Annotated in this window: 27 protein-coding genes and 1 pseudogene; 16 read left to right on the top strand and 12 right to left on the bottom strand. The window is 54.3% G+C overall.

Translation table 11 applies throughout. The annotated features are described in order from the left end of the window. Window positions 1–5: 5 nt before the first annotated feature. Complete coding sequence (purT, locus tag FZF21_RS12870; protein WP_045335113.1) at window positions 6–1,184, bottom strand: formate-dependent phosphoribosylglycinamide formyltransferase; 1,179 nt, start codon at window positions 1,182–1,184, stop codon at window positions 6–8. Window positions 1,185–1,355: 171 nt separating this feature from the next. Here purT and FZF21_RS12865 point away from each other — a divergent pair, with 171 nt between their 5' ends. Further along, on the top strand, window positions 1,356–2,006 hold the full coding sequence (locus FZF21_RS12865) for a tellurite resistance TerB family protein (protein ID WP_015570286.1): 651 nt from the start codon (window positions 1,356–1,358) through the stop codon (window positions 2,004–2,006). 75 nt (window positions 2,007–2,081) lie between these two features. After that, on the top strand, window positions 2,082–4,157 hold the full coding sequence (gene ptrB, locus FZF21_RS12860; RefSeq protein ID WP_017693247.1) for an oligopeptidase B: 2,076 nt from the start codon (window positions 2,082–2,084) through the stop codon (window positions 4,155–4,157). Here ptrB and exoX read toward each other — a convergent pair. The 3 genes from exoX to FZF21_RS12845 form a co-directional block, all read right to left on the bottom strand. Beyond that, window positions 4,139–4,801 carry an exodeoxyribonuclease X gene (exoX, locus tag FZF21_RS12855; protein WP_039270549.1) on the bottom strand — a complete coding sequence of 221 codons (663 nt, stop codon included), beginning with the start codon at window positions 4,799–4,801 and terminating at the stop codon, window positions 4,139–4,141. The genes ptrB and exoX overlap by 19 nt on opposite strands. A 24-nt stretch (window positions 4,802–4,825) precedes the next feature. After that, window positions 4,826–5,476, bottom strand: coding sequence for a carbon-nitrogen hydrolase family protein (locus FZF21_RS12850; RefSeq protein WP_015570289.1), 651 nt, complete (start codon window positions 5,474–5,476; stop codon window positions 4,826–4,828). Window positions 5,477–5,587: 111 nt separating this feature from the next. Then, window positions 5,588–5,818: a DNA polymerase III subunit theta gene (locus FZF21_RS12845; protein WP_003859784.1), complete on the bottom strand. Its 231-nt coding sequence runs from the start codon at window positions 5,816–5,818 to the stop codon at window positions 5,588–5,590. A 137-nt stretch (window positions 5,819–5,955) separates the two neighbouring features. On the opposite strand from FZF21_RS12845, the gene yobA reads away from it, so the two are divergent. The 3 genes from yobA to FZF21_RS12830 are packed head-to-tail and all read left to right on the top strand — an operon-like array spanning window position 5,956 to window position 7,553. Continuing rightward, on the top strand, window positions 5,956–6,327 hold the full coding sequence (yobA, locus tag FZF21_RS12840) for a CopC domain-containing protein YobA (protein ID WP_023296802.1): 372 nt from the start codon (window positions 5,956–5,958) through the stop codon (window positions 6,325–6,327). Window position 6,328: 1 nt separating this feature from the next. Then, complete coding sequence (copD, locus tag FZF21_RS12835) at window positions 6,329–7,198, top strand: copper homeostasis membrane protein CopD (protein WP_017693249.1); 870 nt, start codon at window positions 6,329–6,331, stop codon at window positions 7,196–7,198. A gap of 16 nt (window positions 7,199–7,214) precedes the next feature. Further along, window positions 7,215–7,553, top strand: a complete 339-nt coding sequence (locus FZF21_RS12830; protein WP_003859787.1) for a YebY family protein — start codon at window positions 7,215–7,217, stop codon at window positions 7,551–7,553. A 125-nt stretch (window positions 7,554–7,678) separates the two neighbouring features. Here the strand turns inward: FZF21_RS12830 and FZF21_RS12825 are convergent, their stop codons facing one another. Together FZF21_RS12825 and FZF21_RS12820 are read right to left on the bottom strand one after the other, a co-directional pair. Further along, entirely contained in the window at window positions 7,679–7,876 is a 198-nt protein-coding gene (locus FZF21_RS12825) for a hypothetical protein (protein WP_017693250.1), read from the bottom strand. A 45-nt stretch (window positions 7,877–7,921) separates the two neighbouring features. Beyond that, on the bottom strand, window positions 7,922–8,902 hold the full coding sequence (locus FZF21_RS12820; protein ID WP_062938806.1) for a VirK/YbjX family protein: 981 nt from the start codon (window positions 8,900–8,902) through the stop codon (window positions 7,922–7,924). A gap of 167 nt (window positions 8,903–9,069) precedes the next feature. Here FZF21_RS12820 and pphA point away from each other — a divergent pair, with 167 nt between their 5' ends. Beyond that, entirely contained in the window at window positions 9,070–9,714 is a 645-nt protein-coding gene (pphA, locus tag FZF21_RS12815; protein ID WP_063945922.1) for a protein-serine/threonine phosphatase, read from the top strand. Between the two features lie 34 nt (window positions 9,715–9,748). Here pphA and FZF21_RS12810 read toward each other — a convergent pair whose 3' ends face one another. From FZF21_RS12810 to yebS, 4 genes are all read right to left on the bottom strand, one after another. Then, window positions 9,749–9,988 carry a YebV family protein gene (locus tag FZF21_RS12810; RefSeq protein WP_003859885.1) on the bottom strand — a complete coding sequence of 80 codons (240 nt, stop codon included), beginning with the start codon at window positions 9,986–9,988 and terminating at the stop codon, window positions 9,749–9,751. A gap of 106 nt (window positions 9,989–10,094) precedes the next feature. Beyond that, on the bottom strand, window positions 10,095–11,543 hold the full coding sequence (rsmF, locus tag FZF21_RS12805; protein WP_202816777.1) for a 16S rRNA (cytosine(1407)-C(5))-methyltransferase RsmF: 1,449 nt from the start codon (window positions 11,541–11,543) through the stop codon (window positions 10,095–10,097). Window positions 11,544–11,614: 71 nt separating this feature from the next. Beyond that, window positions 11,615–14,248 (bottom strand): PqiB family protein, encoded by a 2,634-nt coding sequence (locus tag FZF21_RS12800; RefSeq protein WP_063945919.1) that lies wholly within the window; start codon window positions 14,246–14,248, stop codon window positions 11,615–11,617. Beyond that, window positions 14,217–15,500, bottom strand: coding sequence for a membrane integrity lipid transport subunit YebS (yebS, locus tag FZF21_RS12795; RefSeq protein ID WP_047728099.1), 1,284 nt, complete (start codon window positions 15,498–15,500; stop codon window positions 14,217–14,219). The genes FZF21_RS12800 and yebS overlap by 32 nt, the downstream gene beginning before the upstream one ends. A gap of 132 nt (window positions 15,501–15,632) precedes the next feature. On the opposite strand from yebS, the gene FZF21_RS12790 reads away from it, so the two are divergent. The 4 genes from FZF21_RS12790 to htpX all read left to right on the top strand — a co-directional run bounded on the left by FZF21_RS12790 (window position 15,633) and on the right by htpX (window position 20,056). Continuing rightward, entirely contained in the window at window positions 15,633–16,130 is a 498-nt protein-coding gene (locus tag FZF21_RS12790) for a GAF domain-containing protein (RefSeq protein WP_006811006.1), read from the top strand. Window positions 16,131–16,226: 96 nt separating this feature from the next. Further along, window positions 16,227–16,913, top strand: a complete 687-nt coding sequence (proQ, locus tag FZF21_RS12785; RefSeq protein WP_003859895.1) for an RNA chaperone ProQ — start codon at window positions 16,227–16,229, stop codon at window positions 16,911–16,913. A gap of 19 nt (window positions 16,914–16,932) precedes the next feature. Beyond that, the gene (gene prc / locus FZF21_RS12780) at window positions 16,933–18,981 is read left to right on the top strand and encodes a carboxy terminal-processing peptidase (protein WP_015570296.1); all 2,049 of its coding nucleotides are present in this window, start codon (window positions 16,933–16,935) and stop codon (window positions 18,979–18,981) included. Between the two features lie 193 nt (window positions 18,982–19,174). After that, entirely contained in the window at window positions 19,175–20,056 is an 882-nt protein-coding gene (htpX, locus tag FZF21_RS12775; protein WP_015570297.1) for a protease HtpX, read from the top strand. Between the two features lie 51 nt (window positions 20,057–20,107). Here htpX and FZF21_RS12770 read toward each other — a convergent pair whose 3' ends face one another. Next, the gene (locus FZF21_RS12770; RefSeq protein WP_039270566.1) at window positions 20,108–21,481 is read right to left on the bottom strand and encodes an MFS transporter; all 1,374 of its coding nucleotides are present in this window, start codon (window positions 21,479–21,481) and stop codon (window positions 20,108–20,110) included. Window positions 21,482–21,659: 178 nt separating this feature from the next. Between FZF21_RS12770 and kdgR the strand changes: the two genes are divergently transcribed. Then, window positions 21,660–22,451 (top strand): DNA-binding transcriptional regulator KdgR, encoded by a 792-nt coding sequence (gene kdgR, locus FZF21_RS12765; protein WP_015570299.1) that lies wholly within the window; start codon window positions 21,660–21,662, stop codon window positions 22,449–22,451. Between the two features lie 63 nt (window positions 22,452–22,514). On the opposite strand, the gene FZF21_RS12760 is transcribed toward kdgR, so the two are convergent. Next, the gene (locus tag FZF21_RS12760; RefSeq protein WP_017384332.1) at window positions 22,515–22,754 is read right to left on the bottom strand and encodes a YobH family protein; all 240 of its coding nucleotides are present in this window, start codon (window positions 22,752–22,754) and stop codon (window positions 22,515–22,517) included. A 160-nt stretch (window positions 22,755–22,914) separates the two neighbouring features. On the opposite strand from FZF21_RS12760, the gene mgrB reads away from it, so the two are divergent. From mgrB to ftsI, 5 genes and pseudogenes are all read left to right on the top strand, one after another. Continuing rightward, on the top strand, window positions 22,915–23,058 hold the full coding sequence (gene mgrB / locus FZF21_RS12755; protein ID WP_003859906.1) for a PhoP/PhoQ regulator MgrB: 144 nt from the start codon (window positions 22,915–22,917) through the stop codon (window positions 23,056–23,058). 74 nt (window positions 23,059–23,132) lie between these two features. Beyond that, a complete protein-coding gene (locus FZF21_RS12750; RefSeq protein WP_032648590.1) occupies window positions 23,133–23,420 on the top strand; it encodes a YebO family protein in 288 nt (95 codons plus the stop codon). Between the two features lie 669 nt (window positions 23,421–24,089). Then, window positions 24,090–24,234, top strand: a pseudogene (locus FZF21_RS12745) (DUF2627 domain-containing protein). Window positions 24,235–24,246: 12 nt separating this feature from the next. Then, window positions 24,247–24,456, top strand: coding sequence for a transcription antiterminator/RNA stability regulator CspE (gene cspE, locus FZF21_RS12740; RefSeq protein ID WP_001062678.1), 210 nt, complete (start codon window positions 24,247–24,249; stop codon window positions 24,454–24,456). A gap of 216 nt (window positions 24,457–24,672) precedes the next feature. Next, entirely contained in the window at window positions 24,673–26,418 is a 1,746-nt protein-coding gene (gene ftsI / locus FZF21_RS12735) for a peptidoglycan glycosyltransferase FtsI (RefSeq protein ID WP_032648589.1), read from the top strand. Window positions 26,419–26,437 lie beyond the last annotated feature (19 nt).

Below are 26,437 nucleotides of genomic sequence, written 5' to 3'. Positions count from 1 at the left end.
TTTTTTTATCCTGCTACGCTGACGTTCGCAGCCGCTCTTTTTGCTCTCGCGACGGCTTCGTCCACATTTTCCCCGGTCGCTAATGCCACGCCCAGACGACGGCTTCCGTCGATCTCCGGTTTGCCGAACAGCCGGACCTGCAAGCCTGCGCCAACCGCACCTTCGACGTTATCAAAGGTGACATTCTGGCTGGTCAGCTGCGGCAGGATCACCGCCGAGGCTGCCGGGCCGTACTGACGGATGCCGCCAACCGGCAGACCGAGGAAAGCGCGTACGTGCAGCGCGAACTCGGAGAGATCCTGTGAAATCAGCGTAACCATCCCGGTATCGTGCGGACGAGGGGAGACTTCGCTGAAGATCACCTCGTCGCCGCAAACAAACAACTCCACGCCGAACAGGCCGTAGCCGCCCAGCGCCAGCACCGTCTTGCGGGCGATCTCCTGTGCGCGTGCCAGCGCCAGCGCGCTCATCTGCTGCGGCTGCCAGGATTCGCGATAATCGCCGTCTTCCTGGCGATGACCAATCGGGTCGCAGAAATAAACGCCATCCACGGTGCTGACGGTGAGCAGGGTAATTTCAAAATCAAACTTCACCACGCCTTCCACGATGACGCGCCCGGCCCCGGCTCGGCCGCCCTGCTGGGCATAGTCCCAGGCGTTGTCCAGCGTGCTGCTGTCGCGGATAAAGCTCTGCCCTTTGCCGGAGGAGCTCATTACCGGCTTAATGATGCACGGGTAGCCAATCTCCTCTACGGCCTGGAGAAACGCAGCTTTATCCCCGGCAAAACGGTAGCTGGAGGTCGGGAGCTGTAATTCTTCTGCCGCCAGGCGACGAATGCCTTCCCGGTTCATGGTCAGTTTTGCCGCAGTGGCGCAGGGCACCACGCGCTGGCCTTCCTGTTCAAGGGCAATCAACATCTCAGTGGCAATGGCCTCAATTTCAGGTACCACGAAATCCGGTTTTTCGTCGGCAATTAACCCCCGCAGCGCATTACCGTCAAGCATATCGATGACGTGCGAGCGATGCGCGACGTGCATGGCGGGCGCATTCGCGTAACGGTCCACCGCAATCACTTCCACACCTAAACGCTGGCATTCAATGGCCACTTCTTTACCCAGTTCACCCGATCCCAACAGCATGACGCGCGTCGCGGCGGGACGCAGCGCGGTTCCTAAACGAGTCATAAAAATCCCCCTGAAAAAGATGCGGGCAGTATAAACGAAAACGTTTGCGTTTGTCTTGTATGGGGATAACCGGACAGCAGGGAAATTTGCGCTTCTTTAGTACTGATAGACATTTCCTGACACCCGCTCGCTTAGGCTGTGAAGGTTACGCACTGTTACGTGAGGAAAAATATGTCAGGCTGGATGAATCAACTGCAATCCCTGTTGGGACAAAAAGGCTCGTCGTCCGGCGAGCAGGGTCTGAGCAAGCTGCTGGTGCCGGGTGCGCTCGGCGGGCTGGCCGGTTTGCTGGTTGCCAATAAATCATCGCGGAAACTGCTTACCAAATACGGTACCGGCGCGCTGCTGGCGGGCGGAGGGGCTATTGCAGGCTCCGTCTTATGGAACAAATACAAAGACAAGGTGCGCAGCGCGCATCAGGATGAACCGCAGTACGGGAAGCAGGTATCGCCGTTAGATTTACGCACCGAGCGGTTGATCCTCGCCCTGGTCTTTGCGGCCAAGAGCGACGGGCATATTGATGCCAGTGAACGTGCCGCAATTGAACAGCAGATGCGGGAAGCGGGCGTTGAGGAACAGGGCAGGGCGCTGGTGGCGCAGGCCATCGAACAGCCGCTTGATCCGCAGCGTCTGGCGCAAAGCGTGAAAAACGAAGAAGAGGCGCTGGAACTCTATTTTCTGAGCTGTGCCGCCATCGATATCGATCACTTTATGGAGCGCAGCTACCTGAACGCCCTGGGCGATGCGCTGAAGATCCCACAGGATGTTCGTGAGGGAATTGAGCAGGATATTCAGCAGCAGAAGCAGACCCTCGTGGGCTAGAAGGCCATGTTTCGCTTGCATCATACGTGTGTTTTGCCAACCTTATAGGATGTAAAACGAAAAAGTAAGAATGCCATGCCTCCAAAAGCCCGACGTACTCCTTATGCGATCACCACGCATGGCGATACGCGTATCGATAACTACTACTGGCTGCGGGACGATTCTCGTTCCCGGCCAGAGGTGCTGGACTATCTGCACGAGGAAAACGACTATGGCCGCCAGGTCATGGCCAGCCAGCAGGCGCTTCAGGATCAACTTCTGAAGGAAATGGTGCAGCGTATCCCCCAGCGTGATGTCTCTGCCCCGTGGTGCAAAAACGGTTATCGCTATCGCCATATTTATGAGCCGGGAAACGAATATCCCATCTACCAGCGCCAGTCTGTGCTGAGCGCCGAGTGGGATGAATGGGAGATCCTGCTGGATGCAAACAAACGTGCTGCCCACAGTGAGTTTTATACGCTGGGCGGCATGTCCATTTCCCCCGATAACGCCATTATGGCGCTGGCTGAGGATTACCTCTCCCGCCGCCAGTACGGTTTGCGTTTCCGCAATCTTGAAACGGGAAACTGGTATCCCGAAATGCTGGATAATGTCTCCCCCGATTTTGTCTGGGGTAACGATTCAGAAACGGTCTACTACGTTAAAAAGCATGTCTCAACGCTGCTGCCTTATCAGGTCTGGCGTCATACGGTGGGGACCGATTCCGCCGACGATGAACTGGTGTATGAGGAAAAAGATGAGACGTTCTATGTCAGCCTGCACAAAACGTCGTCTCGCCACTACGTGATCATTTTCCTCTCCAGCGCCACCACCTCAGAAGTGCTGCTGCTGGATGCAGAGCTGCCGGATGCGCAGCCTCTGTGCTTCCTGCCGCGCCGTAAAGATCATGAGTACAGCCTGGATCACTTCCAGCACAGCTTTTACCTGCGTTCGAACCGCGAGGGCAAAAACTTTGGCCTTTATAAAACCAAAGTGCGCGATGAACGCAAATGGGAAGTGTTAATTCCCGCGCGCGATCAGGTGATGCTGGAGGGGTTCACCCTGTTTACCGACTGGCTGGTGGTGGAAGAGCGTCAGCGCGGACTGACCAGTATCCGCCAAATCAACCGCAAAACCCGCGAAGTGGTGGGCATTGCGTTCGATGACCCGGCTTACGTAACGTGGATCGGCTTTAACCCGGAACCGGAATCGTCCCGCCTGCGGTACGGCTATTCGTCGATGACCACCCCGGATACGTTGTTTGAACTGGATATGGACACCGGGCAGCGTCAGGTGATTAAACAGGCTGAGGTCCGGGGTTTTGAGTCGGAAAATTATCGCAGTGAGCACCTGTGGGTGACCGCACGCGACGGCGTTGAAGTCCCAGTGTCGCTCGTCTATCACAAGGCGCACTTCAACAAAGGTAAAAACCCCATCCTCGTCTATGGCTATGGCTCCTATGGATCCAGCATGGACGCCGATTTCAGCAGCAGCAGGCTGAGCCTGCTCGACCGCGGTTTTGTTTATGCGATTGCCCATATTCGCGGCGGCGGCGAGCTGGGTCAGCACTGGTATGAAGACGGAAAATTTCTCAAAAAGAAAAATACCTTTAATGACTACCTTGATGTTTGCGATGCGCTGATCGCGCAGGGTTATGGCGATCCGCAGCTCTGCTTTGGCATGGGGGGCAGCGCCGGGGGCATGCTTATGGGCGCCGTGATCAACCAGCGGCCTGAACTGTTTAAAGGCGTTATCGCCCAGGTGCCGTTTGTGGACGTGGTGACGACCATGCTGGATGAGTCCATTCCACTGACCACCGGGGAGTTTGAGGAGTGGGGGAACCCGCAGGATGAAACCTATTATCGCTACATGAAAGAGTACAGCCCGTACGATAACGTCGAGGCGAAAGCCTATCCGCATATGCTGGTGACCACCGGCCTGCACGATTCCCAGGTACAGTACTGGGAGCCCGCGAAATGGGTGGCGAAGTTGCGTGAGCTGAAAACTGACGATAATTTGCTGCTGCTGTGTACCGATATGGACTCGGGGCACGGAGGGAAATCAGGGCGATTTAAATCCTATGAAGGGGTGGCGCTGGAGTACGCCTTTTTGATTGGCCTGGCGCAGGATACGCTGCCAGGCCGGGCGGGGACTCAGGCTTCGCCTAAATAATGCTTCAGCGTCAGGCGCAGTTCCGGGCTCATTCTGTCGAGGTTGTTGTACAGCCAGCGCAGATAGCCCGGATCTTTGTCCGCCACTTCCGATACTGGCTTCCCGCGATATTTTCCGAACGTAAAGGTGGTCAGTAGCGCGGGGCGCCCGGTAATGGTCGCCATATCGTCTGGCGTCCAGCCGGAAGTATTCATGATATCAATCAGGAGCGCTGCGGTGATGTAGCAGTCGTAAAGAGCGCGGTGATGATGCAGCCCTTCCGGCGTCCGCACGCTGAGTTTGCGCGACTTATACAGCGCCATATTGCTGTATTTGATCCCTGGCCACAGACGGCGCGCCAGCTTCATGGTGCAAATCCATTCGCCGGGCATCTCCGGCAGCACGCGGCGGTCAAAGCTGGCGTTATGGGCGACATACCACTGGCTACCGTGGTAAAGAGGGATGATCTCTTCAATCCACGGCTTGTCCGCCACCATCGATTCCGTAATGCGATGTATCGCCATCGCCTGCGCACTGATGGGACGATCCGGGCGCACCAGATGGCTCATGGGGTTGATTATCTTTCCATCAATCACGTCGACAGAAGCGACTTCCACAATTCCACCCTGCAAATCACAGGTTTCGGTATCGATAACGCGCAGCATTGATCGCTCCTGATCCAAAAAAGCCTAGCCTAATGGAATGATATCGCCTTGCCAACCCTGTTGGCCTAAAGAACCGGTTAGCAGCAGTTCTCCCTTATCGGCACGTACGATCAGCTGACCTTTTTCATCCCATAACGCGCTACCGCCGCGCGCGTTCGCCATTAATACCGCGATGGCGTACTTGTGCGCGAAGCGTTGTAACGAACCGATGGATTGCCGCCAGCGATGCTCGCCCACGGCCAGGCTGCTGGTGAACAGCGTTGCCTCCGGGTCCAGTTCCGGGGCGTCAGCCTGGTTATCCACGATGGTTAACCGTTTATCGCCAGGAATAACACCCGCACCGTTGCCCTGCGGATAACGCCGAATGGTCGACAGGTTAGGGGTGAAAAGCGCGAGTCCTTTCTGGGGCTGGCCGTGTTGCTGGAGCGTAATACCAGCAATCACCGTGATGAAACGTGACTGGGCGGCGTGAAGGAGGGGGGCAAGCTGCAAATCGTCAGGGGGTGGGGGTAAGGATGTTCCGCCTGGGCCGGTAAGCGAAAGCTCCGGAAAGACGATCAAATCGCACCCATGCCATGCAGCCTCGGCAATAAAGTGCAGGTGATGTTTTACGTGCTCATCAACACAGTTGTGCCGCGGGGCATACTGAGCCGCGGCAATATTCCATCGTGACATCGTGACTTCCTTATACACTAAGTCGCTGGGATTTTAAGATTACACCTAAATTTATCAGGGTTTTCTTATCCTGCCACATAACGCGTAAGGAAGTGTAACGAGACGTTAAGCTTATTTAACTTTAGGTTCGTACGGCAGGCGCGAGAGATTGACGGAGGCGAGGCGATGCGCAATGAGACGTTCGCGAAACCAGTCGCGCAGATGCGCGGGTTGTTCACGCTCTACCACTTCAGCCACGACGGGCATGTTGTAACGCTCTTTGAATGCGACCCCCGCGGCGGCGAGATCGACATTCACTTTGTCCATCTCGTCCTGAGGAAGGGCGGCCAGGTTAACGTTCATTTCCTTCTCCTTTTTCTGCGGCGGCAACGTTACCGCGATTGTTCAACGATGACAAGGGAGCAAAGGATGTTCCTCGACTCGTTAATTATACAGAGTTATTCTTTAGCATTCAGGCATAACGAAAAGGAATGATTGTGATGCATTTTACCCCTTCCCGTGTCGCGTGCGCGCTGGTCTTTCTGCTCTCTTCAGCCATCACGCCCTCAGTTCTGGCCCATGCGCATCTTAAGCAGCAATCCCCGCAGGAAAATACCGTTGCGGTGGCACCAGAGGTCATTACCCTGAACTTCTCGGAAGGCATTGAGCCTGCCTTCAGCGGCGTGGTGGTGACGGACGCGCAGCAGCACAAGATCCAGACCGGCGCGGTGAAGCGTGACGAGAAGGATAACGCAAAGCTGATTGTTCCTCTTGAGAAACCGTTGACGTCCGGCACCTACACGGTGGACTGGCATGTGGTCTCCGTGGATGGCCACAAAACCAAAGGCAGCTATCACTTTAGCGTGAAATAGCATGCTGACCCTGAGCTACGTCGCGTTACGCTTTATCCATTTTGCTGCGCTGATGCTGCTTTTCGGCAACGCGCTCTACAGCGTCTGGTTTGCGCCGTCTTCGTTGCAGCGCCTCATGACCCGGCGTTTCCAGCGGCAGCAGAAACTCGCGGCCTTAATCAGCCTGATAGCGGCTCTGCTGATGTTTGGCCTGCAAAGTGGGTTGATGGGCAACGGCTGGGGCGATGTCATTCGTCCGGCGGTCTGGCGCAGCGTGCTGGGAACGCAATTTGGCGGCGTCTGGTTGTGGCAAATGGTGCTGGCCGCTGTGACGGCGGGCGCTGCATGGCTTACCCCGCAAAAAGGCTCACGGCTGTTACTGCTCGCGATGGGGCAGCTGGTGCTGCTGGCGGGCGTGGGACATGCCGCGATGAACGGTGGCGCACCGGGAGCGTTGCATCGTCTCAACCATGCGCTTCACCTGCTCTGCGCCGCGACCTGGGTGGGTGGTTTACTGCCGCTGCTGTTTTGCATGCGTCTGGCGAAAGGCCGCTGGCAGCCAGCCGCTATCTTTACCATGATGCGCTTCTCCCGCGTGGGGCATTACGCCGTGGCAGGCGTGCTGCTGACCGGGATAATCAATACGCTCTTTATTGTTGGCATAAACGTGCCGTGGCAGGCGCCTTATGTCCAGCTGTTGTTGTTCAAATGTGCGCTGGTCATGATGATGGTGGCAATTGCGCTGGCGAATCGGTATTTTCTTGTGCCACGCTTTCGCCCGGAGGCCGGGCGGGAACAACAGATTTTTATCAGGATGACACAGGCAGAGGTGGTGCTGGGCGCGCTGGTACTGGCCGCCGTCAGCCTGTTCGCGACCTGGGAACCCTTCTGACAAGGTTAAATAACATATGAAAAAGACACTGCTTTCTCTTTTACTTCTCACCTGTGCCAGCAGTGCGTTAGCCGCGCCGCAGGTCATCACTGTCAGCCGGTTTGAAGTGGGTAAGGACAACTGGGCATTTAATCGTGAAGAAGTCATGCTTACCTGCCGTCCCGGTAACGCGCTGTATGTCATCAATCCCAGTACGCTCGTGCAGTATCCGTTAAATGACGTGGCGGAGCAGCAGGTTGCCAGCGGGAAAAGTAACGGACAGCCTGTCAGCGTGATCCAGGTAGATGACCCGGCAAACCCCGGGCAGAAGAAGAGTCTGGCACCGTTTATTGAGCGCGCTGAAAAGCTCTGCTAGCCGTCAGGTTTCCAGTAAAAAAAAACCGCAGGTGCTTGTAAAAGCTCTGCGGTTTTTCACATTTAGTGATGTTCTGACGCTTTTTTTCAGACCACTTTTACTGTGGACTGGAAAACCTGACGTCGTCATCTATTCTTAAAGGGCAAGGCGATTGAGCCTGCATTAATGCCAACTTTTAGCGCACGGCTCTCTCCCAAGAGCCATTTCCCTGGACCGAATACAGGAATCGTATTCGGTCTCTTTTTATCTGCTTGAAAATAAACGATAAAATCCGGTTTTCGTCTCAGCAGAAGGTTCACTTCCTGTGCGCCTGCTTCAAACATACCACAACCCGGCAGGCGTAAGTCCAGTCCTTTTTGGCTGTTTTGTTAAATTTTTGTTTGTATTTTGCCTGAGAAGACTGCGGGATCAATGCGCGCATGTACGGAAGCCGCAATATCATCAAGTAACGCAAAGCGGCGACGGTATTCGGCGCGTTTTTTGCTGGCAATCTCCTCCAGTGCTTTACGTTCCATCTGAAGCGGCAACTGCCAGCAGAAGGGGGAGAGTTTCTTTCCGTTCAGGCCTTCCCAAAACTCGTCGTAGCTGGCGTGAAAATGACGGCCTTTGCTCAGACGGTAGCGCAGCGCGCGGAAAACATGGCCTTCATCGCTGACGGCAAAAATCGCACTAATGTTCGAGCGTGAGGCAAGCTGGAAGATCACCTCCATCAGCACGCGTTTCGGGAAAAGCCCATGGCAGGCACGGGTAGCCTGCTTAATCACCTCCCGTGAAACATGACGACGTGGACCCTGAAGGCCGCCGATCACCAGCACCGTACGGCCGTTACTGCGTGCGACACAGAACGTCAGGCTGGCAAGCAGCGTATTGTCATTGTCGTGCAGCCAAAGCGTGCTTTCGCCTTCACGTTCGGCCTTACCTGCGGACGAGGCGTGGACGGTATAGATTTCGCCGTTTTTTGCCTCGAACCGGACAACCGGCACCTCTTGCGGGCTGGTCAGCGCGTGGGCGAGGGCGATGTTTTTCAGACTATCAATCCACTGATAGTGGCTGATGATAGCATCGGCCCGATCGTTTGAGTTCAGGCCGCGCATCAGATACTGGCGGTGAGTTTTGCTCGGCAAGGTAATTTGAGAGGTGAGCAGCCTGTCGAAATCATCGCGCCCGGACAGAGCCTCCAGCATGCGATGGGTGGAGGACCAGAATAAAAGCGAGCGTAGAAGGAACTTTAACCGGTAATCACGTTTGTGCCAGATTGGGCCGGGAACGCGTTTTCCTCTCACCAGTTCAGAAATAATATTTGTGCGATGCGGATAAAAAACATCGTTTTGCAGGTGTATGTTTGACACGTGAAAATCCCTCTTTTTATTCCGCTCTATTTTAAAGGCCAGGGAATAAGGGATTAATAGCGCAGCGATCTTTATTTCCGGCTGGTTTATGGTTTGTTTGGATTCGCAAAATCCAACGCCAGCTCATGACATTTTCTGTGGCAGCTATACTTCTTACAGGAGGCGTTATGTATCAGAAAATAGAGGGAGAACACTGGCGTCATGTCTGGGTTGTCAGCGATATTCATGGTTGCTATCAGTGGCTTATAGATGAGCTGAAACGACGGCATTTTAATCCTGATACGGATCTGCTGATCTCGGTGGGGGATATTATCGATCGCGGGCCTGACAGCGTAAAATGTTTACAGCTGATGCAGGAAAACTGGTTTTATGTGGTACGCGGTAATCACGAGCAAATGGCGTTAGATGCGCTTGAAAATAATGATTTTAGTCTCTGGTCGATAAATGGCGGTAACTGGTATACCGGGCTTAAGGACGCTCAACAAAAACAGGCGAAGGGTTTACTCGATGCGTGTCGGGACTTACCGCACATTATTGAAATAACCTGCAAAAACGGTCTGAACGTGATTGCTCATGCGGATTATCCCTCCGCTGAATATGGCTGGCATAAGCCGGTGGATGCCCAGCGCGTGCTGTGGGATCGCGACCGGTTAATGGGCTTTATGGTGGGCAAAGGGCAGGGCATTAGCGGCGCGGATCACTTCTGGTTTGGACATACGCCTGTGGACAAACGCTACGATTTTAACAATCTGCACTACATTGATACGGGGGCAGTATTCGGGGGCTTTCTGACGCTGGCGCAGCTTCAGTAATAAATAACCCGCCTTCGGGCGGGTTCTCTTTGGGTCAGGCAAGACGCAAGACCCAGGCATCGGTTTTACTGTCGTAATGCTCACGGTACAGAACGGAATGTTCCCCATCAAGGATCGCCGGGACGCTGGTATCTGCATCCCAGGCGTCCAGCTGCATGCACAAATCCGGATCGGATTTGCAGGGAATACTTAACGTTCGTTCGCCTTGTGATTCGCCGCGCAATTCAGCGTCGTCGATTTCAAAAGCGCCAATGCGTACGCTGGTTTTCGTCATAATGCTCTCCGGTTTGTTGCCCAAAATCTGGTATGACCAGTGCAGTCACCCATTTTTGATCCTAGACAAGGAGAGCGAAATCGCCAGTAAAAAAATGCGCTTTTTTTCAGGCGCTGCGGTTGTTACCGGTAAACAGGCGGCCATCGCGTACCAGTTCGCGCGGATAGCTGTTTTTCAGCCGCGAGCCGACTTTTTTCGCCAGCCCCAGCGGATAGCCCTGATACGTCACGATGACTTCATCCTGTGAAGGGCCGTCTTCCGGGTAAACGTCACGACCGCGATACCACTCTTCCGCTTCCTGATGCGTCAGGGCAAAGGTGTTCTCACTGCCGGCCAGCGCAATGACCGCTTCGTGCTGCCAGCGATAGCCTTTGTTGTGGATCTCCGCCAGGCGAATACCGAGGCGGGAGAAACGCACCTTACCAATCAGCGGTTCGATGTTGACCGGGAACAGCCACAGCTCTTTGTCACGCATCCAGAGGCGCAGGCTCTCATCCCAGTGCAGGCCGACTTTGCTCGCAGCCGCTTGCGCCTGTGCCGCCTCACGGCCTTTGACCGGCGTGAACGGGAAGTTGCCGACCTTAAACTTAGGGGCAGGCAAGGGATCGACGGCGCGGGTTTTACGCAGACGGGCAACAAAGAAGCCTTCGCAATCGTAAATCTGCGGGAAGACATGCAGGAAGCCTTCAGGGGTGGCCGCATGACTGGCCGAGTCGAAGAGGGTGTCCAGCGGCAGAAACTCGACGGCATCCGCATAGCGTTGCTTGAGCCACAGGCAGACGTCCTCGTTTTCATCGCGATTCAGCGTGCAGGTAGAGTAAACCAGCGTCCCGCCTGGGCGCAGGGCATGAAACGCGCTGTCGATCAGTTCGCGCTGCGTGGCGGCGATCTCCAGGTTGCTTTCAACGGACCAGTTTTTTAACGCATCAGGATCTTTACGCACCACGCCTTCGCCGGAGCAGGGCGCGTCGAGCAGGATGGCATCAAAGGCTTCCGGCAGGGTAGCGCCAAACACGCGACCATCGAAGTGCGTTAACGCGACGTTGTGGATCCCGCAGCGGCTGATATTGGCATGCAGGACTTTAACGCGGCTGGCGGAAAATTCGTTGGCGAGGATCGCGCCGCGGTTGTTCATCCGGGCGGCAATCTGCGTGGTTTTAGAGCCCGGCGCCGCCGCGACATCCATAACCCGCTCAGGCTGGTTCCCGTCGGCAAACAGCGCAGCAACCGGCAGCATGGAGCTGGCTTCCTGAATATAAAACAGCCCGCTCAGGTGCTCGGCGGTGCTGCCGAGCGGCAGGCTCTCCTCGTCATCCCGTTCGATCCAGAAACCCTCTTCACACCACGGCACTGGCGTTAATTGCCAGCCGTAGGGGGAGACGAGATCCAGAAACGCCCCGACGCTGATTTTCAGCGTATTGACGCGAATACTCCGGCGCAAAGGGCGCTGGCAGGCGGCAACGAAATCGTCGAAAGAGAGATGAGCTGGAAGCGCCTCGCGCATCTGTGCGAGGAATTGTTCGGGAAGAAATACGGAGTTTTGAGCCACGGGCACACCACAGGGAAACATTCAGGCGCGTAGTGTAACATAAAGGCTCCGGCGCGTTGACACCGGAGCCTGCGAGATTAACGTGGCAGCGCCGTTCCCCATTCGCGCCACTCTTTCGGTTCACTTTCCAGCAGCAGGAAGTGTTTACCTGCCTGCGCCTTAGGCGCCAGAGGCGTGCCAGGCGGCGTCGCGAAGGCAATGCCGCCGCGAATGAACTGATTAAAGGTCCCCGTTTTGACCACGCCACCGGTCAGGCCGAAGTCCAGCGAGTAGCCTGAAGCGAGCCAGAACACCGAGTTGTTGCGCACCAGATGCTGATAACGCTGGCTGATGCGCAGGCCGACCATCACGCGATCGGACAGATTACCCAGCGTCAGGCTTGTTACTGTCCCTACTTCAATGCCGCGGAACAGGACCGGCGTACCGATGCCCAGCGAACCGGCTTCCGGCACTTCAACCACAATGCTCAAACCGTCCAGATAACGGGAGTCGGTGATGGTGGCCTCCTGCAACTCAAATTCACGACGCGCGTTGCCGCGACCCGGTTCAACGTTAATGTACGGCTGAAGTATGGTGTCGAGATGCTCAACCCCTGCGGCAGAAATTTGCGGCGTAACCACCGAGAAGCGCGAGCCTGCCCGGGCAAACGTCTGCACATATTCCGGATAAAGCACGGCGGTCGCCTGCACTTCGTTGCGTGCGGTGATCAGCGTCAGCTTCTGGACCTGCCCGATATCAATGCCGAGATAGCGGATGGGCATGCCTTCAGCCAGTTTACCGGCATCAAAGGTGTGCAGGGTAATTTGCCCCCCGACCGCGCGCGCCGCGGTTTCGGACGGGAAGAGGATCCGCTTGTCACCTTTACGCATGTTGCCGCCCGCGCCGCTCAGGTTATCGAAGCTGATCGCACCGCGCAGGGCACGGGAGAGAGGCGATGCCTGTACGGTCAGCCCGCTGCCGTTGAGCTGCACTTTCGCGCCACCCTCAGCCCAGAACACGCTGTTTGGCGTGAGCAGCTTGCGGTACTCCGGCTTGATATGCAGTTCGATATCAAACGCGTCCGCACGAGGACGAACGGTGATCACTTCCCCCACCTCAAACTTACGGTAAAGCACGACGGAGCCTGCCTGGACATTCGGCAGCGTTTCAGCGCTTAAGGTCAGCGTGGTGGTTGGCAGGTCGCCGAGGCTATTTTCAATGGCTTTGTCCAGATTGGCGAACAGCGGATAGCTTTCGCGCAGCGCACCTTTGCTGCCCGGCAGAATGCGGATCCCGCCGTTAACCCACTCACTGGCGCTGGCGCCGAGGAACTCAACCCCGTCCAGACCCACCTTCACGTCGACCCGGCTGTTAACCACAAATTTACTGTCGCTGTGGACCAGGTTGCCATACTGCGGATCGATGGCGGCGGAGAAGGAGACCCCTTTTTCCGACAGCTTACGTTCGAGGACCTGGCCCACCTGCACACCGTGCAGGATCAGCGGTTGCCCGGCTTCGATACCGTAGCTTTCCGGCGCATTCAGCGTAACCGTCAACACGCCCGGTTTTTGCAGCAGGGCTTTATCCGCCGGCGCGATAACAAAGTTTTTGTTCGGCGCGCCTTCACCGGGGATCAGCTCAAAGGTGCTTCCCGTCAGCAGGGAACTGATGCTGGCGTCGCTGAGGGAGAGCTTCGGATTACGCAGTTCAATGCGCGTTTTATCCCGCAGGAGATCCACCACGCTCGGATCCACCGTCATTTCGCCGGTAACGGAGCCGCCCGCATTGAGGGTTAATTTTGTCAGTTGCCCGACCTCTAAACCCTGGTACATCAGCGGGGTCGAACCGGCTTTCAGGCCTTTGGCATCCGGCAGGGTCAGCTTGACGATGACACCGCGCTGGCTGTGCGCCAGGTCGGCGTACAGGCCAAAGGTATCTTCTGCGGCGGCAGGGCTGGAGTTAGCAGGTGAGTCGAAGGCGATAGCGCCATTCACCAGCGCCGCCAGGCTCTCAAGCTTCACTTTCGCACCGCTTAAGCTCAGGTCGGCATCGACGCCTGAGACGTTCCAGAAGCGGCTGCCTTTTTTCACCAGGTTGGTAAAACGGCGCTCGATGAGTACATCAATGGTCACGCCATCTTTGTTCGGGTTAATGGCGTAGTCGTAAACGCGGCCTACCGGAATTTTGCGGAAATAGACCAGAGAACCACTGTTCAGCGAGCCCAAATCCGGCGCGCGGAGATGGATCATCAAATCGCCGTTATTCAGCCGATATTTCGGCTGGGTATCCAGCGCAACAAAGTGATCCTGTGGCTCACCTTTGCCGGGCATCATGCCGATATAGTTACCGCCCACAAGCGCATCCAGCCCGGAAACGCCGGCCAGGGAGGCTTTAGGCGTGACCAGCCAGAACTGCGTTTCGGCACGCAGGGCATCCTGCATATCAGACTTAATGCTCGCCCGGACCTGGATTTTGTTCAGCCCTTTGCCAAGGGAAATATCCTGCACGGTACCCACTTCCACCCCCTGGAAGCGAACGGGGGTACGTCCGGCGACAATGCCGTCCGCAGACTGGAAATCAATCGTGATGGTACTTCCGCGATCTTCATAGCTCGTCCAGATAAGCCAGCCTGCGATCATCAGCGCGATAACAGGCAGCAACCAGAATGGCGAAATGCGGCGTTTTGTTTTAATTCTCGCTTCAGTCGGCGAAGCGGGCGTTTCCTGACTCATGTGCGTCCCAAAGTAAGCGGCTGTCCAGCCATTCCACTGCAAGAATAGTCAATATCACCGCAGAGCCGAAATAAAAAGCTGCGGGTCCCATGGTAAAAGCAAGTAACTGATCGCGATTGATGAGCGACATCATCAGCGAAATCACGAACAGATCCAACATCGACCAGCGACCAATCCAGGTCACGAATCGCAGAAGCAGGATGCGGGTGCGTAGTCCTTGTTCGCATTTAAAGTGAATGCTAATAAGCAGCGTAAACATCACCACCACTTTGGTAAAGGGCACCAGAATACTGGCGATGAAAACAATGGCGGCGACCCCCACGTTACTGTGCGCCAGAGAGATAATCCCCGAAAGGATAGTATCTTCCTGACGGGCGCCGTTCACATAAATTACGGAGATCGGCAGCATGTTGGCCGGGAACAAAAATACCAGGGAGGCGATTAGCGCCGCCCAGCACTTTTGCAGGCTGTAGTTGCGTCGCAATCTTAACGGAATGTGGCAGCGTGGGCACCTCCCGCGTTTATCCGGAAAACCGGTGTAATGGCAGCCCAGGCAGACTCGCAGGTTTTCATCAGGCCGGGTCGCGGGGCGCTGCGGGTAAAATCGCTCCCAAAGCTGTTCAACATTGAGATGAATCAGGGTCAAAATACTCAGCAGGACCAGTGAAATAAACGCGAAAAGGCCAATGCCGGGTTGTAAAAACGCATAATCCTGCACCTTGATGGAGGCCACGCCAATGCCTACCAGATAGATGTCCAGCATCACCCACTCCTTGAGCTTTTCCAGCATGAGCAGGACAGGGCGCAGGTTCATCCCCAGAATGTTGCCAAACCACAGGTAGGCAATTGCCGCGACCAGCACCAACGGCGCGCCGACGACGCAGAACAGCACCATGGCGGCCGTAAGCGGATCGCCCTGGCGCGTCATCTGCCAGATCCCCTGCAACACGTTAGCGTCAATACGCACGCCAAGCAGGTAGAGCTTTAACAGCGGCTCGGTCCAGGCGAAGGGCATCAGCAGCAGCATGGTGACCGCCATTGCCGCCAGACGCGTCAATGACCAGTCCCGGCCATCGCGAATTTTGGCATCGCAGCAAGGACAAAAAGCACTTTGGTGCGATTTCATCTTCGGCAACATAAAAAGCGTATCGCACTGGGGACAACGCTGATAATGTGCACGGGGCAGAGCCTGGCTTACCGTACGGACAACGATCTTTCGTGTCGGCGTAATTTGGGGTGTTTTTAGGGCCATCAGTCGCACACAGATTAGTATTGTTGAAAGTTATAATAACTCATGAACGGATTCATCTTGAGCATGAGCGCATTTAATGCTTATTTTAATAGGCTATGCGGTAACTATGTAAGATAACTAAGTGATTGAATAATGAACAAAACAGAATTCTACGCGGATCTGAATCGCGATTTTAAGGCATTAATGGCAGGGGAAACCAGTTTCTTAGCCACTCTGGCAAATACCAGTGCATTACTGTTCGAACGCCTTTCTGACGTGAACTGGGCGGGCTTTTATCTGCTGGAAGGCGACACGCTGGTGCTGGGGCCTTTCCAGGGTAAACTCGCCTGCGTGCGTATCCCGGTAGGTCGCGGCGTGTGCGGTACCGCAGTGGCGACCCGTCAGGTTCAGCGTGTCGAAGATGTTCATGCGTTTGACGGCCACATTGCCTGCGATGCCAGCAGCAATTCTGAAATCGTACTGCCGCTGGTGGTTAAAAATCAGATTATTGGCGTTCTGGATATCGACAGCACGGTCTTCAGCCGCTTTACTGCCGAGGATGAGCAGGGGCTGCGCGCGCTGGCCGCAAACCTGGAAAATGTTCTGGCAGAGACCGATTATCATAAATTCTTTGCGAGCGTCGCAGGATAATCAACGGATAACGTAGCATTTACTGATAGCGTCATTATAATGTCGCCTGTTCATGCCTGCGCTTGTTGGCAACGTCCGTTGTAATCAGGAAATTTCATGGAAAATCAACCTAAGTTGAATAGCAGTAAAGAAGTTATCGCATTTCTGGCCGAGCGTTTCCCGCAGTGCTTCAGCGCTGAAGGTGAAGCGCGTCCTCTGAAAGTCGGTATCTTTCAGGATCTGGTCGCGCGCGTTGAGGGGGAGATGAACCTCAGCAAAACGCAGCTTCGTTCTGCCTTGCGCCTTTATACCTCGAGCTGGCGTTACCTGTACGGTATCAAGCCGGGTGCGACCCGTGTCGACCTTGACGGCAACCCGTGCGGTGAGCTGGACGAGCAGCACGTAGAACATGCGCGTAAGCAGCTTGAAGAAGCCAAAGCTCGCGTGCAGGCACAGCGTGCGGAACAGCAGGCGAAAAAACGCGAAGCCGCAGCGGCAAACGGTCAGGAAGACGCCCCTCGTCGCGAGCGTAAACCGCGCCCGGCACCGCGTCGTACTGAAAATAACGATCGCAAACCGCGTGCTGACAAACCCGCAGCTAAAGCCCCACGTGCGCCGCGCGAAGAGCCGCGTCACACCCCGGTTTCTGACATCAATGCGCTGAGCGTAGGTCAGTCTCTGAAGGTGAAAGCGGGTAACAACGCGATGGACGCCACCGTACTGGAAATCACCAAAGATGGCGTTCGTGTACAGCTGACTTCTGGTATGTCAATGATTGTACGCGCAGAACACTTGTTGTTCTGAAACGGAGGCCGAGCCTGGCATGAACACTTTTTTTAAGCTCACCGCGCTGGCTGGCCTGTTTGCTATAACAGGCCACGCTTTCGCTGTGGACGATATTACGCGTGTTGATCAAATTCCGGTGCTCAAGGAAGAGACTCAGCACGCGACGGTGAGTGAGCGCGTGACGTCGCGCTTTACTCGTTCGCACTATCGTCAGTTCGATCTCGATCAGGCCTTTTCGGCCAAAATCTTTGACCGTTATCTGAACTTGCTGGATTACAGCCATAACGTACTGCTGGCCAGCGATGTCGAACAGTTCGCTAAACGCAAATCCGAAGTGGGTGATGAGCTGCGCTCCGGAAAGCTCGATCTGTTCTACGATCTGTACAACTTATCGCAAAAGCGCCGTTTTGAGCGTTATCAATACGCGCTGAAAGTGCTGGAACGTCCGATGGACTTCACCGGCAACGACACCTTTAATCTGGACCGCAGCAAAGCGCCATGGCCGAAAGACGAGGCTGAACTGAATGCGCTGTGGGACGGAAAAGTCAAATATGACGAACTGAGCCTCAAGCTTACAGGCAAAGACGAGAAAGAGATCCGTGAGACGTTAAACCGTCGCTACAAGTTCGCTATTCGTCGTCTGGCGCAGACCAACAGTGAAGATGTTTTCTCGCTGGCGATGACCGCGTTTGCGCATGAAATTGATCCGCACACTAATTATCTCTCTCCACGTAACACCGAACAGTTCAATACCGAAATGAGCCTGTCTCTGGAAGGTATCGGTGCTGTGCTTCAGATGGACGATGACTACACCGTAATCAACTCCATGGTGGCCGGTGGCCCTGCGTCGAAAAGCAAAGCGATCAGCGTAGGCGACCGTATTGTCGGTGTGGGGCAAACCGGAAAGAGCATGGTGGACGTGATTGGCTGGCGTCTTGATGACGTTGTTGCGCTGATCAAAGGGCCGAAGGGCAGCAAAGTTCGCCTGGAGATCCTGCCAGCCGGTAAGGGGACTAAAACCCGTATCGTTACTCTCACCCGTGAGCGTATCCGTCTGGAAGATCGCGCGGTGAAAATGTCGGTGAAAACCGTGGGTAAAGAGAAGGTTGGCGTTCTGGATATCCCAGGTTTCTACGTCGGCCTGACCGATGATGTGAAAGTGCAGCTCCAGAAGCTTGAAAAGCAGAATGTCAGCAGCGTGATCATTGACCTGCGCAGCAACGGCGGCGGGGCATTGACCGAGGCCGTCTCGCTTTCCGGGCTGTTTATCCCGTCTGGCCCGGTGGTACAGGTGCGCGATAACAACGGTAAAGTGCGTGAAGATGCCGATACCGATGGTGTGGTCTACTATAAGGGTCCGCTGGTGGTGCTTGTCGATCGCTTCAGCGCCTCTGCATCGGAAATCTTCGCTGCTGCCATGCAGGATTACGGCCGGGCATTAATCGTCGGCGAACCGACGTTTGGCAAGGGCACCGTTCAGCAGTACCGCTCTCTGAACCGTATTTACGACCAGATGCTGCGCCCTGAGTGGCCTGCGCTGGGCTCAGTACAGTACACCATTCAGAAGTTTTACCGCGTCAACGGCGGCAGTACGCAGCGCAAAGGCGTGACGCCGGATATCATGATGCCGACAGGTACCGAAGAGACGGAAACGGGCGAGAAGTTTGAAGATAACGCGCTGCCGTGGGATAGCATTGATGCCGCGACATTCGTGAAATCGGGTGATATGAAACAGTTCGGACCGGAACTGCTGAAAAATCACAACGATCGCATCGGGAAGGATCCGGAATTCCAGTACATCATGAAGGACATCGCGCGTTTCAACGCTTTGAAAGCGAAACGGAACATTGTGTCTCTGAACTATGCCCAGCGTGAGAAAGAGAACAATGAAGATGACGCGACACGTCTGGCGCGTATCAACGATCGCTTCAAACGTGAAGGCAAGCCTCTGCTCAAAAAACTGGACGATCTGCCTAAGGATTACCAGGAGCCCGATCCGTATCTGGACGAGACGGTGCATATCGCGCTTGATCTCGCGAAGCTGGAAAAAGAGAAACCTGCCCTGCAACCTGCTCCGACAAAATAATCCCCCAACAGGCACAAGAAATTGTGCCTGTTTCTTTATGTACCTCCTCCTTCCGTCAGGCAGATTTCCAATTGTGTAAAGTTGTGTCTTTCTGGTGACTTACGCCGTCTGGATGCTTGAAAATAGCCGTAATACCCATACGATGTGGGTAATCGCATAGTGCGTTTTGTTAAACTGAGGTTAAAAGAATATTATGATGCGAATCGCGCTCTTCCTGCTCACCAACCTGGCGGTGATGGTGGTATTCGGGCTGGTGCTAAGCCTGACGGGAATTCAGTCGAGCAGCGTTCAGGGTCTGTTGATTATGGCGCTGCTGTTTGGTTTCGGTGGCTCTTTCATTTCACTTCTGATGTCCAGGTGGATGGCACTGAAATCCGTGGGCGGTGAAGTTATTGAGCAACCGCGTAACGATATGGAGCAGTGGCTGATGAGCACGGTTGCTCAGCAGTCAAAGCAGGCGGGCATTGCCATGCCGCAGGTAGCCATCTACCACGCGCCAGATATTAACGCGTTTGCTACCGGTGCGCGTCGTGACGCGTCCCTGGTGGCCGTCAGTACCGGCCTGCTGCAAAACATGAGCCGTGACGAAGCGGAAGCGGTTATTGCTCACGAGATCAGCCATATCGCCAATGGCGATATGGTCACCATGACCCTGATCCAGGGCGTGGTGAACACCTTCGTTATCTTTATTTCTCGTATTCTGGCACAGATTGCTGCCGGGTTTATGGGTGGCAACCGTGATGAGGGTGAAGAGAGCAACGGCAACCCGCTGATCTATTTTGCTGTTTCAATGGTGCTGGAGCTGGTGTTCGGTATCCTGGCAAGCATCATTACCATGTGGTTCTCCCGTCATCGTGAGTTCCACGCGGATGCCGGTTCCGCGAAACTGGTGGGTCGTGAAAAGATGATTGCTGCGCTGCAACGACTGAAAACCAGCTACGAGCCGCAGGAAGCAAACAGCATGATGGCCTTCTGCATCAACGGCAAATCAAAGTCGCTGAGCGAGCTGTTTATGTCTCACCCGCCGCTGGATAAACGTATTGAAGCGCTGCGTAGCGGGGAATACCTGAAGTAACGTAATCGGGTTGAAAAGAACCGGGCTGGAGCCATTCTCCGCCCGGTTTTTTTATGCCTGCGCCTTTGGCTGGGTGACGCGAAGGCCGCTAATGACAGCCGCGAGGGTCGCCAGGGTCCCTGCGGTAATCAGCGCAACGTGTGTCGCATTCTGCCCGGCAAGGTTAAACATCAACGCCACCAGTGCGGCCCCGGTGCTTTGCCCTAACAGTCTTGCCGTGCCCAGCATCCCGCTGGCGCCACCGCTGCGATGACGTGGGGCAGAGGTGATAATCGTGTGGTTATTAGGGGACTGGAACAGACCAAAACCGGCCCCGCACAGGATCATGCGCCAGATAATATCCAGATCCCCCGGCGAGGCGGGCAGGAGCGCCAGCGAAAACAGTCCCACCGCCATGACAACCAGCCCAATCGCCCCCAGAAGCCCGGCATGGACGCGCTCAATAAGGTAACCGGCCAGCGGGGCCATCACCATGGTTGCCAGCGGCCAGGGCGTGAGCAGCAAGCCTGTCTCCACTTCTGAACGGCCAATCACGCTCTGCAAAAAGAACGGCAGCGCAACCAGCGCCAGCATCTGGGCGCAGAACGAGCAAATGGAGGTACAAATGGATAGCGAAAACAGCGGAATACGCAGCAAATCCACCGGCAGTAACGGCACGGGCAGCGCCAGCTGACGTCGTACAAAGAAAAAGCCGATGATAAGCATGGCAACGATTTCTGCGGCAATGAGCGACAGAGACTGTCCCTGCGCAAATCCGCTCAGCGCCGTAATTAGCAGGCCAAAAGTCAGCGCGTTCATCACGGCGCTGGGCAGATCGAAACGTGGCATGGTACTTTTCGGACCATTTTCCGGAAGATAGCGCAGGGCGAAGAAGATCGCCACAATGCCCAGCGGCACGTTAATGGCAAACAACCACTGCCACGAGGCAACGGACAGGATGGCGGCGGCAATCGTTGGGCCGGCGGCGGACGACACGGCCACAATAAAGGAGTTAATGCCCATGCCGCGCCCCAGGTGGCGTTGAGGATAAATAAGCCGTATCAGGGCCGTGTTCACGCTCATTAGCGCCGCGCCGCCAAAGCCCTGCGCGATACGCGCCAGCGTAAGGGTGTGCAGTGAATCTGAAAGGGCACAGAAGAGCGAGGTGAGGGTAAAGACCACCAGCCCGCACTGGTAAACCCGGCGATAACCAAACATATCGCCCAGGAAAGAGAGTGACAGAAGGGAAATCACAATCGCTATCTGGTACGCGTTCACAATCCAGATGGAGCTTGCCGGCGAAGCATTAAGGTCTTTGGCAATGGTAGGAAGAGCCACGTTGGCAATCGCACCGTCAAGGACAGCCATCGAAATACCGATGACAATAGTGGCAATTGCCCCGTACCGCTGCGGTAAGGGCAGGCCATCAGAAACGTTTTTTTGCATGGGGAAAGAATGACTCAGCGTGAAATTATTTTCAGAGTAACTATTTTAGCATCGTTATTTCGGTTTTATGTCGCAGATTTGTAACGAAGTAAACCCAGATAGATTGCAGCACGCATCACACGAATTTATAATAAAAACCGGTTCTGATTTTTATAAAACACTCTCCATGAGGTGATGAATGGCAATCGCAGATTTGGATAAGCAGCCAGATTCTGTTTCTTCCGTGCTGAAGGTGTTTGGCATCTTGCAGGCGCTCGGAGAAGAGCGTGAAATTGGTATTACAGAGTTGTCGCAGCGTGTGATGATGTCGAAAAGCACCGTTTATCGCTTTTTGCAGACGATGAAATCATTGGGTTATGTCGCGCAGGAAGGAGAATCAGAAAAATATTCTCTGACCCTGAAACTGTTTGAACTGGGCGCCCGTGCCTTGCAGAACGTGGATCTGATCCGCAGCGCTGACATTCAGATGCGTGAACTTTCACGACTGACGAAAGAGACAATTCACCTCGGTGCGCTGGATGAAGACAGCATTGTTTACATCCACAAAATTGACTCCATGTACAACCTGCGCATGTATTCACGCATTGGTCGTCGTAACCCGCTGTATAGCACCGCAATTGGTAAAGTACTGCTGGCCTGGCGCGATCGCGAAGAGGTGAAGCAAATCCTTGACGGGGTGGAGTACAAACGCAGCACCGACCGCACGATTACCAGTACGGAAGAACTGCTGAGCGTGCTGGATAAAGTGCGTGAGCAGGGTTACGGGGAAGATAACGAAGAGCAGGAAGAGGGGCTGCGTTGCATCGGTGTGCCGGTGTTTGACCGCTTCGGCGTTGTCATTGCGGGCCTGAGCATTTCGTTCCCAACGCTGCGTTTCTCTGAAGAGCGTCTTCATGAATATGTGGCGATTCTGCATACCGCAGCGCGCAAAATTTCAGAGCAGATGGGCTATAACGATTATCCGTTCTGATCGACGCCACCAATAAAAACGCCGCACTTTTGCGGCGTTTCTGTAAGCGAAGCTCAGCGCTGATTAACCGTTATCAACCACAACAGATGATTTACGCAGCACAGGACAGTTGGTTAACCCGATGATCCCGCTGTCGGAATGGATGTACTGAGCCGTGCTTATCCCCTGGGCGGTAAGATATTTACACTGGATACCCAGACCCGCGGCATTTTCTTTGCTCCCCATTAATACGCCGTACCCACTTAATAACAGGCCGATCCAGACAATGGCCAGTACAATTACTGTACGAATAAGTAAACGCATCGTTGCCTCTTTTTTCTTTGTTGTCATAGAGTAAGCGTAACGGCTTTACGCAGTGAAACAAGTGCACGATTCCGAAAAGCGTCTGTTGAAGGTACAGTTAGCCCCTGTTTAAGATAACCGTGATAACCTGGCTGTATCAGGTCATAAGACGGAGTGTGGAGTGAAAAAAATACGCTGGGTAATTCTGATTATAGTGTTGATAGCATGCGTGGTGCTGTGGACGCAGACTATCAATGTGATGTGCGATCAGGATGTACAGTTCTTTAGCGGCATTTGTTCAATCAATAAGTTTATCCCCTGGTAGAGACCATTTTTACGCTGAGTGATGTCCTTACGCGGCGGCAGTGGTAAAATGGCGGTTTTTACTGAGGTGGTGAAATGGGTGAGTTACTGAATTCGGGGCTGCTGAGCATTGCATCCTTGGTAATGTCTTTGTTGGTGCTGGTCGTTGGGCTGGTGCTGTGGTTTTTCGTTAACCGCGCCAGCTCCCGCACAAACGAGCAGATTGAGCTGCTGGAAGCATTGCTCGATCAGCAGAAACGGCAGACTGCGCTGCTGCGTCGATTGTGCGAAGCCAACGAGCCGGAGGAGAAAGCGGTACCGAAGGACGCTGTTGCTCAACAACAAGACGAGGAAGACTTCATTCGCCTGGTAGCTGAACGATAGTCTGCCCGGAGCGGGGAGGTGGCCTGACGTACGGCGTAAATCCCCTCCCTTATCAAATGCATCCCACAACTTCCCGGCATTTAATTAAGCAGCAGTTAACTCATGTTTTAGCACACTGAAAACTGGCGAATATTTATCCTTATTTAACAAATTCAGTTTCGTTGAATAAATAGTGTGCTTTATCTTTCCTGAAGTGTTTTATTTTTATCGAAACGTTTTGCTTGCCTTGTTTTGAGGCAGAGTCATAAAAATTTCATTATTTTGGTGCAGAATAACACTTATTAAATGGTGGTTTTTAATACAGTTAGCAAAATGTAATTAACATCGTATATTCCCTGACACATGTTGGTGCGTTGCAATGTTTTCAGCATAACTTTTCACAAAATGTTCTAACTCAGTCATTCCTTTAAAGAAATTCTGGGATTGGGATGGACGCTTTGAAATGATTGAGCTATGTTTAAAAAGTCTTTGATTACAGGGCGCGTCAACGCACCCTGCGGGCAGTGAGGTCAGGTGGCGCTTCATTTGACAATTCGCATAACTGTGCAGATTGTTATGGAGTAACGTCTGAATTTGTGCGGCGGATCGAGACACGTTTAAAAATGGCTTGCCATATTAAACGTTGTGTGTGATAACACGTTTTGGGTCAAACGAGGTACAGTTCTGTTTATGTGTGGCATTTTCAGTAAAGAAGTCCTGAGTAAACACGTTGTCGTTGAATACCGCTTCTCTGCCGAACCTTATATTAGTGCCTCAAGCAGTAATGTCTCAGTTTTATCTATGTCAAAGCCCGCGGGCTAAGAAAACACTCTAAGGAATTTTGCAAATGGCAAAGATTAAAGGTCAAGTTAAGTGGTTCAACGAGTCTAAAGGTTTTGGTTTCATTACTCCTGCTGACGGCAGCAAAGACGTGTTCGTACACTTCTCTGCAATCCAGGGTAACGGCTTCAAAACTCTGGCTGAAGGCCAGAACGTTGAGTTCGAAATTCAGGATGGCCAGAAAGGCCCAGCTGCGGTTAACGTAACTGCTATCTGATCGAATCACTGCTGACTGAAGCGCTCAGCGCTTCGATCTCAGACATAAGCCTCGCCGATGCGGGGCTTTTTTATTCGCTTATTTTTCAAAATATTACGTAATCCTCCTCTGTTATTATCTTGTTGCAAACCCGCGAGATTATTAGCATTGTTTTCCCGCCTTATTATCCGCTTTTCTCGTTAAATCAGGGCGTTGATTAACAGCCCTGGGGTTAAGGTGAAAAAAAAGACAATAACCACCACCGGAAATTTTACTCCGGCACGTTTTGCACTTTTGTGTCTCGCCATCTTTTGTAGCCTTGCGTTTCTGCTGGGCCGCGTAGCGTGGCTACAAATTATCAAACCGGATAATCTGGTGAAGCAGGAGGATATGCGCTCCCTGCGCGAAGTGGCGATAGACGCCCCGCGTGGGATGATTGTTGACCGTGAAGGGCGACCCCTTGCGGTGAGCGTACCCGTCCAGGCCGTCTGGGCCGATCCCAAAACAGTGCTGGAAAAAGGGGGGATCGGTTTTGACTCGCGCTGGCAGGCCCTGGCAAATGCCTTACACCTTTCTCTGAGCACGCTCGCATCGCGAATTAACAGTAACCCGCACGGGCGATTCATTTACCTGGCCCGTCAGGTTGATCCCGCCCAGGCAAAGTGGATCGATAAGCTGCGTCTCCCCGGCATCAACCTTCGCGATGAGTCCCGCCGCTTTTATCCTGCCGGGCACGTGGCGGCGAACCTGATTGGCTTCACCAATATTGATGGTCAGGGCATTGAGGGCGTCGAGAAAAGCTTTAACACGCAGCTTACCGGGAAGGCAGGCGTGCGGCTGGTCAGGAAAGATCGCTACGGACATGTGGTGGAGAACCTTACGGAGGTGGCTCCCGTACCTGCACATAATATTCAGCTTAGTATCGATGAACGCCTGCAAACTATCACCGAAGACGCGCTGGATAATGCCGTGGCGTGGAACAAAGCTGAGTCAGGCGCGTCGGTGCTGATTAATATCCGAACGGGCGAAATTCTGGCGATGGCGAGCTTCCCCGACTTCAACCCCAACAACCGGGAAGGGGCAACGCTGGATGATTTTCGCAATCGCGCGATCAGCGACACCTTTGAACCTGGCTCGACCGTTAAGCCTCTGGTGCTGATGACGGCGCTACAGCAGGGGCTGGTACAGCCTGACAGCGTGATAGATACGCATCCCTACACCATTGATGGTCATCGTATTCGTGATGTGGGCTACTACCCCGAGCTGACGATGACCGGGATTTTGCAAAAATCCAGCGACACAGGCGTATCCCGTCTTTCGCTGGCGATGCCCGTGCAACGGTTACTGGATACCTATAAAAACTTTGGTTTTGGCGAGAGTACCGGGCTTGGTTTAACGGGAGAAAGCGCAGGTTTATTGCCGCAGCGAAAATTCTGGAGTCAGTTAGATCGGGCGACCTTTGCCTTTGGGTATGGCCTGATGGTAACCCCCCTCCAGCTGGCGCATGTGTATGCCACCATCGGCAGCTACGGCATTGAACGGCCTCTGTCCATCACCCGTATTGACCCGCCGGTGATTGGCAAGCGGGTGATGCCCGAGGAAATTGTTCACGAGGTGGAGCACATGATGGAGAGCGTTGCGTTACCCGGCGGTGGCGGGGTCAAAGCGGCGGTGCGTAACTATCGCGTGGCGATAAAAACCGGGACGGCCAAAAAAATCGATGAACATGGTAAGTATGTGGATAAATACGTCGCCTATACCGCAGGCGTTGCGCCTGCCAGCGATCCCCGTTTCGCGCTGGTGGTGGTGATCAACGATCCGCAAAACGGTGCCTACTATGGCGGGGCCGTTTCTGCGCCCGTGTTCAGCGAAATTATGGGTAACGTCCTGCGCCTGGAAAACGTGAAGCCAGACGGGCTGCCGGCAGATTCTGACCATCTGATCGTGATGCGTCACCCAGCCGTTTATAACCCTGGCGAATAGCGGTACACTTCGCCTTTTG

It is taken from the genome of Enterobacter sp. LU1, assembly GCF_008271405.2.
Taxonomy (GTDB): domain Bacteria; phylum Pseudomonadota; class Gammaproteobacteria; order Enterobacterales; family Enterobacteriaceae; genus Enterobacter; species Enterobacter hormaechei_C.
This window is presented reverse-complemented; position numbering and strand designations above follow the sequence as displayed.

Excerpts from the sequence above, each read along its gene's own strand:
- FZF21_RS12845 (WP_003859784.1), bottom strand. The coding sequence starts at position 5,818 with ATGAACGTTAACCTGGCCGCCCTTCCTCAGGACGAGATGGACAAAGTG.
- FZF21_RS12800 (WP_063945919.1), bottom strand. The coding sequence starts at position 14,248 with ATGAGTCAGGAAACGCCCGCTTCGCCGACTGAAGCGAGAATTAAAACA.
- FZF21_RS12790 (WP_006811006.1), top strand. The coding sequence starts at position 15,633 with ATGAACAAAACAGAATTCTACGCGGATCTGAATCGCGATTTTAAGGCA.
- FZF21_RS12850 (WP_015570289.1), bottom strand. The coding sequence starts at position 5,476 with ATGTCACGATGGAATATTGCCGCGGCTCAGTATGCCCCGCGGCACAAC.
- proQ (WP_003859895.1), top strand. The coding sequence starts at position 16,227 with ATGGAAAATCAACCTAAGTTGAATAGCAGTAAAGAAGTTATCGCATTT.
- FZF21_RS12825 (WP_017693250.1), bottom strand. The coding sequence starts at position 7,876 with ATGTTTGAAGCAGGCGCACAGGAAGTGAACCTTCTGCTGAGACGAAAA.
- yobA (WP_023296802.1), top strand. The coding sequence starts at position 5,956 with ATGCATTTTACCCCTTCCCGTGTCGCGTGCGCGCTGGTCTTTCTGCTC.
- purT (WP_045335113.1), bottom strand. The coding sequence starts at position 1,184 with ATGACTCGTTTAGGAACCGCGCTGCGTCCCGCCGCGACGCGCGTCATG.
- FZF21_RS12750 (WP_032648590.1), top strand. The coding sequence starts at position 23,133 with ATGGGTGAGTTACTGAATTCGGGGCTGCTGAGCATTGCATCCTTGGTA.
- FZF21_RS12830 (WP_003859787.1), top strand. The coding sequence starts at position 7,215 with ATGAAAAAGACACTGCTTTCTCTTTTACTTCTCACCTGTGCCAGCAGT.
- FZF21_RS12865 (WP_015570286.1), top strand. The coding sequence starts at position 1,356 with ATGTCAGGCTGGATGAATCAACTGCAATCCCTGTTGGGACAAAAAGGC.
- yebS (WP_047728099.1), bottom strand. The coding sequence starts at position 15,500 with ATGGCCCTAAAAACACCCCAAATTACGCCGACACGAAAGATCGTTGTC.
- FZF21_RS12810 (WP_003859885.1), bottom strand. The coding sequence starts at position 9,988 with ATGACGAAAACCAGCGTACGCATTGGCGCTTTTGAAATCGACGACGCT.
- ptrB (WP_017693247.1), top strand. The coding sequence starts at position 2,082 with ATGCCTCCAAAAGCCCGACGTACTCCTTATGCGATCACCACGCATGGC.
- FZF21_RS12770 (WP_039270566.1), bottom strand. The coding sequence starts at position 21,481 with ATGCAAAAAAACGTTTCTGATGGCCTGCCCTTACCGCAGCGGTACGGG.
- exoX (WP_039270549.1), bottom strand. The coding sequence starts at position 4,801 with ATGCTGCGCGTTATCGATACCGAAACCTGTGATTTGCAGGGTGGAATT.
- prc (WP_015570296.1), top strand. The coding sequence starts at position 16,933 with ATGAACACTTTTTTTAAGCTCACCGCGCTGGCTGGCCTGTTTGCTATA.
- pphA (WP_063945922.1), top strand. The coding sequence starts at position 9,070 with ATGTATCAGAAAATAGAGGGAGAACACTGGCGTCATGTCTGGGTTGTC.
- FZF21_RS12760 (WP_017384332.1), bottom strand. The coding sequence starts at position 22,754 with ATGCGTTTACTTATTCGTACAGTAATTGTACTGGCCATTGTCTGGATC.
- cspE (WP_001062678.1), top strand. The coding sequence starts at position 24,247 with ATGGCAAAGATTAAAGGTCAAGTTAAGTGGTTCAACGAGTCTAAAGGT.
- kdgR (WP_015570299.1), top strand. The coding sequence starts at position 21,660 with ATGGCAATCGCAGATTTGGATAAGCAGCCAGATTCTGTTTCTTCCGTG.
- copD (WP_017693249.1), top strand. The coding sequence starts at position 6,329 with ATGCTGACCCTGAGCTACGTCGCGTTACGCTTTATCCATTTTGCTGCG.
- htpX (WP_015570297.1), top strand. The coding sequence starts at position 19,175 with ATGATGCGAATCGCGCTCTTCCTGCTCACCAACCTGGCGGTGATGGTG.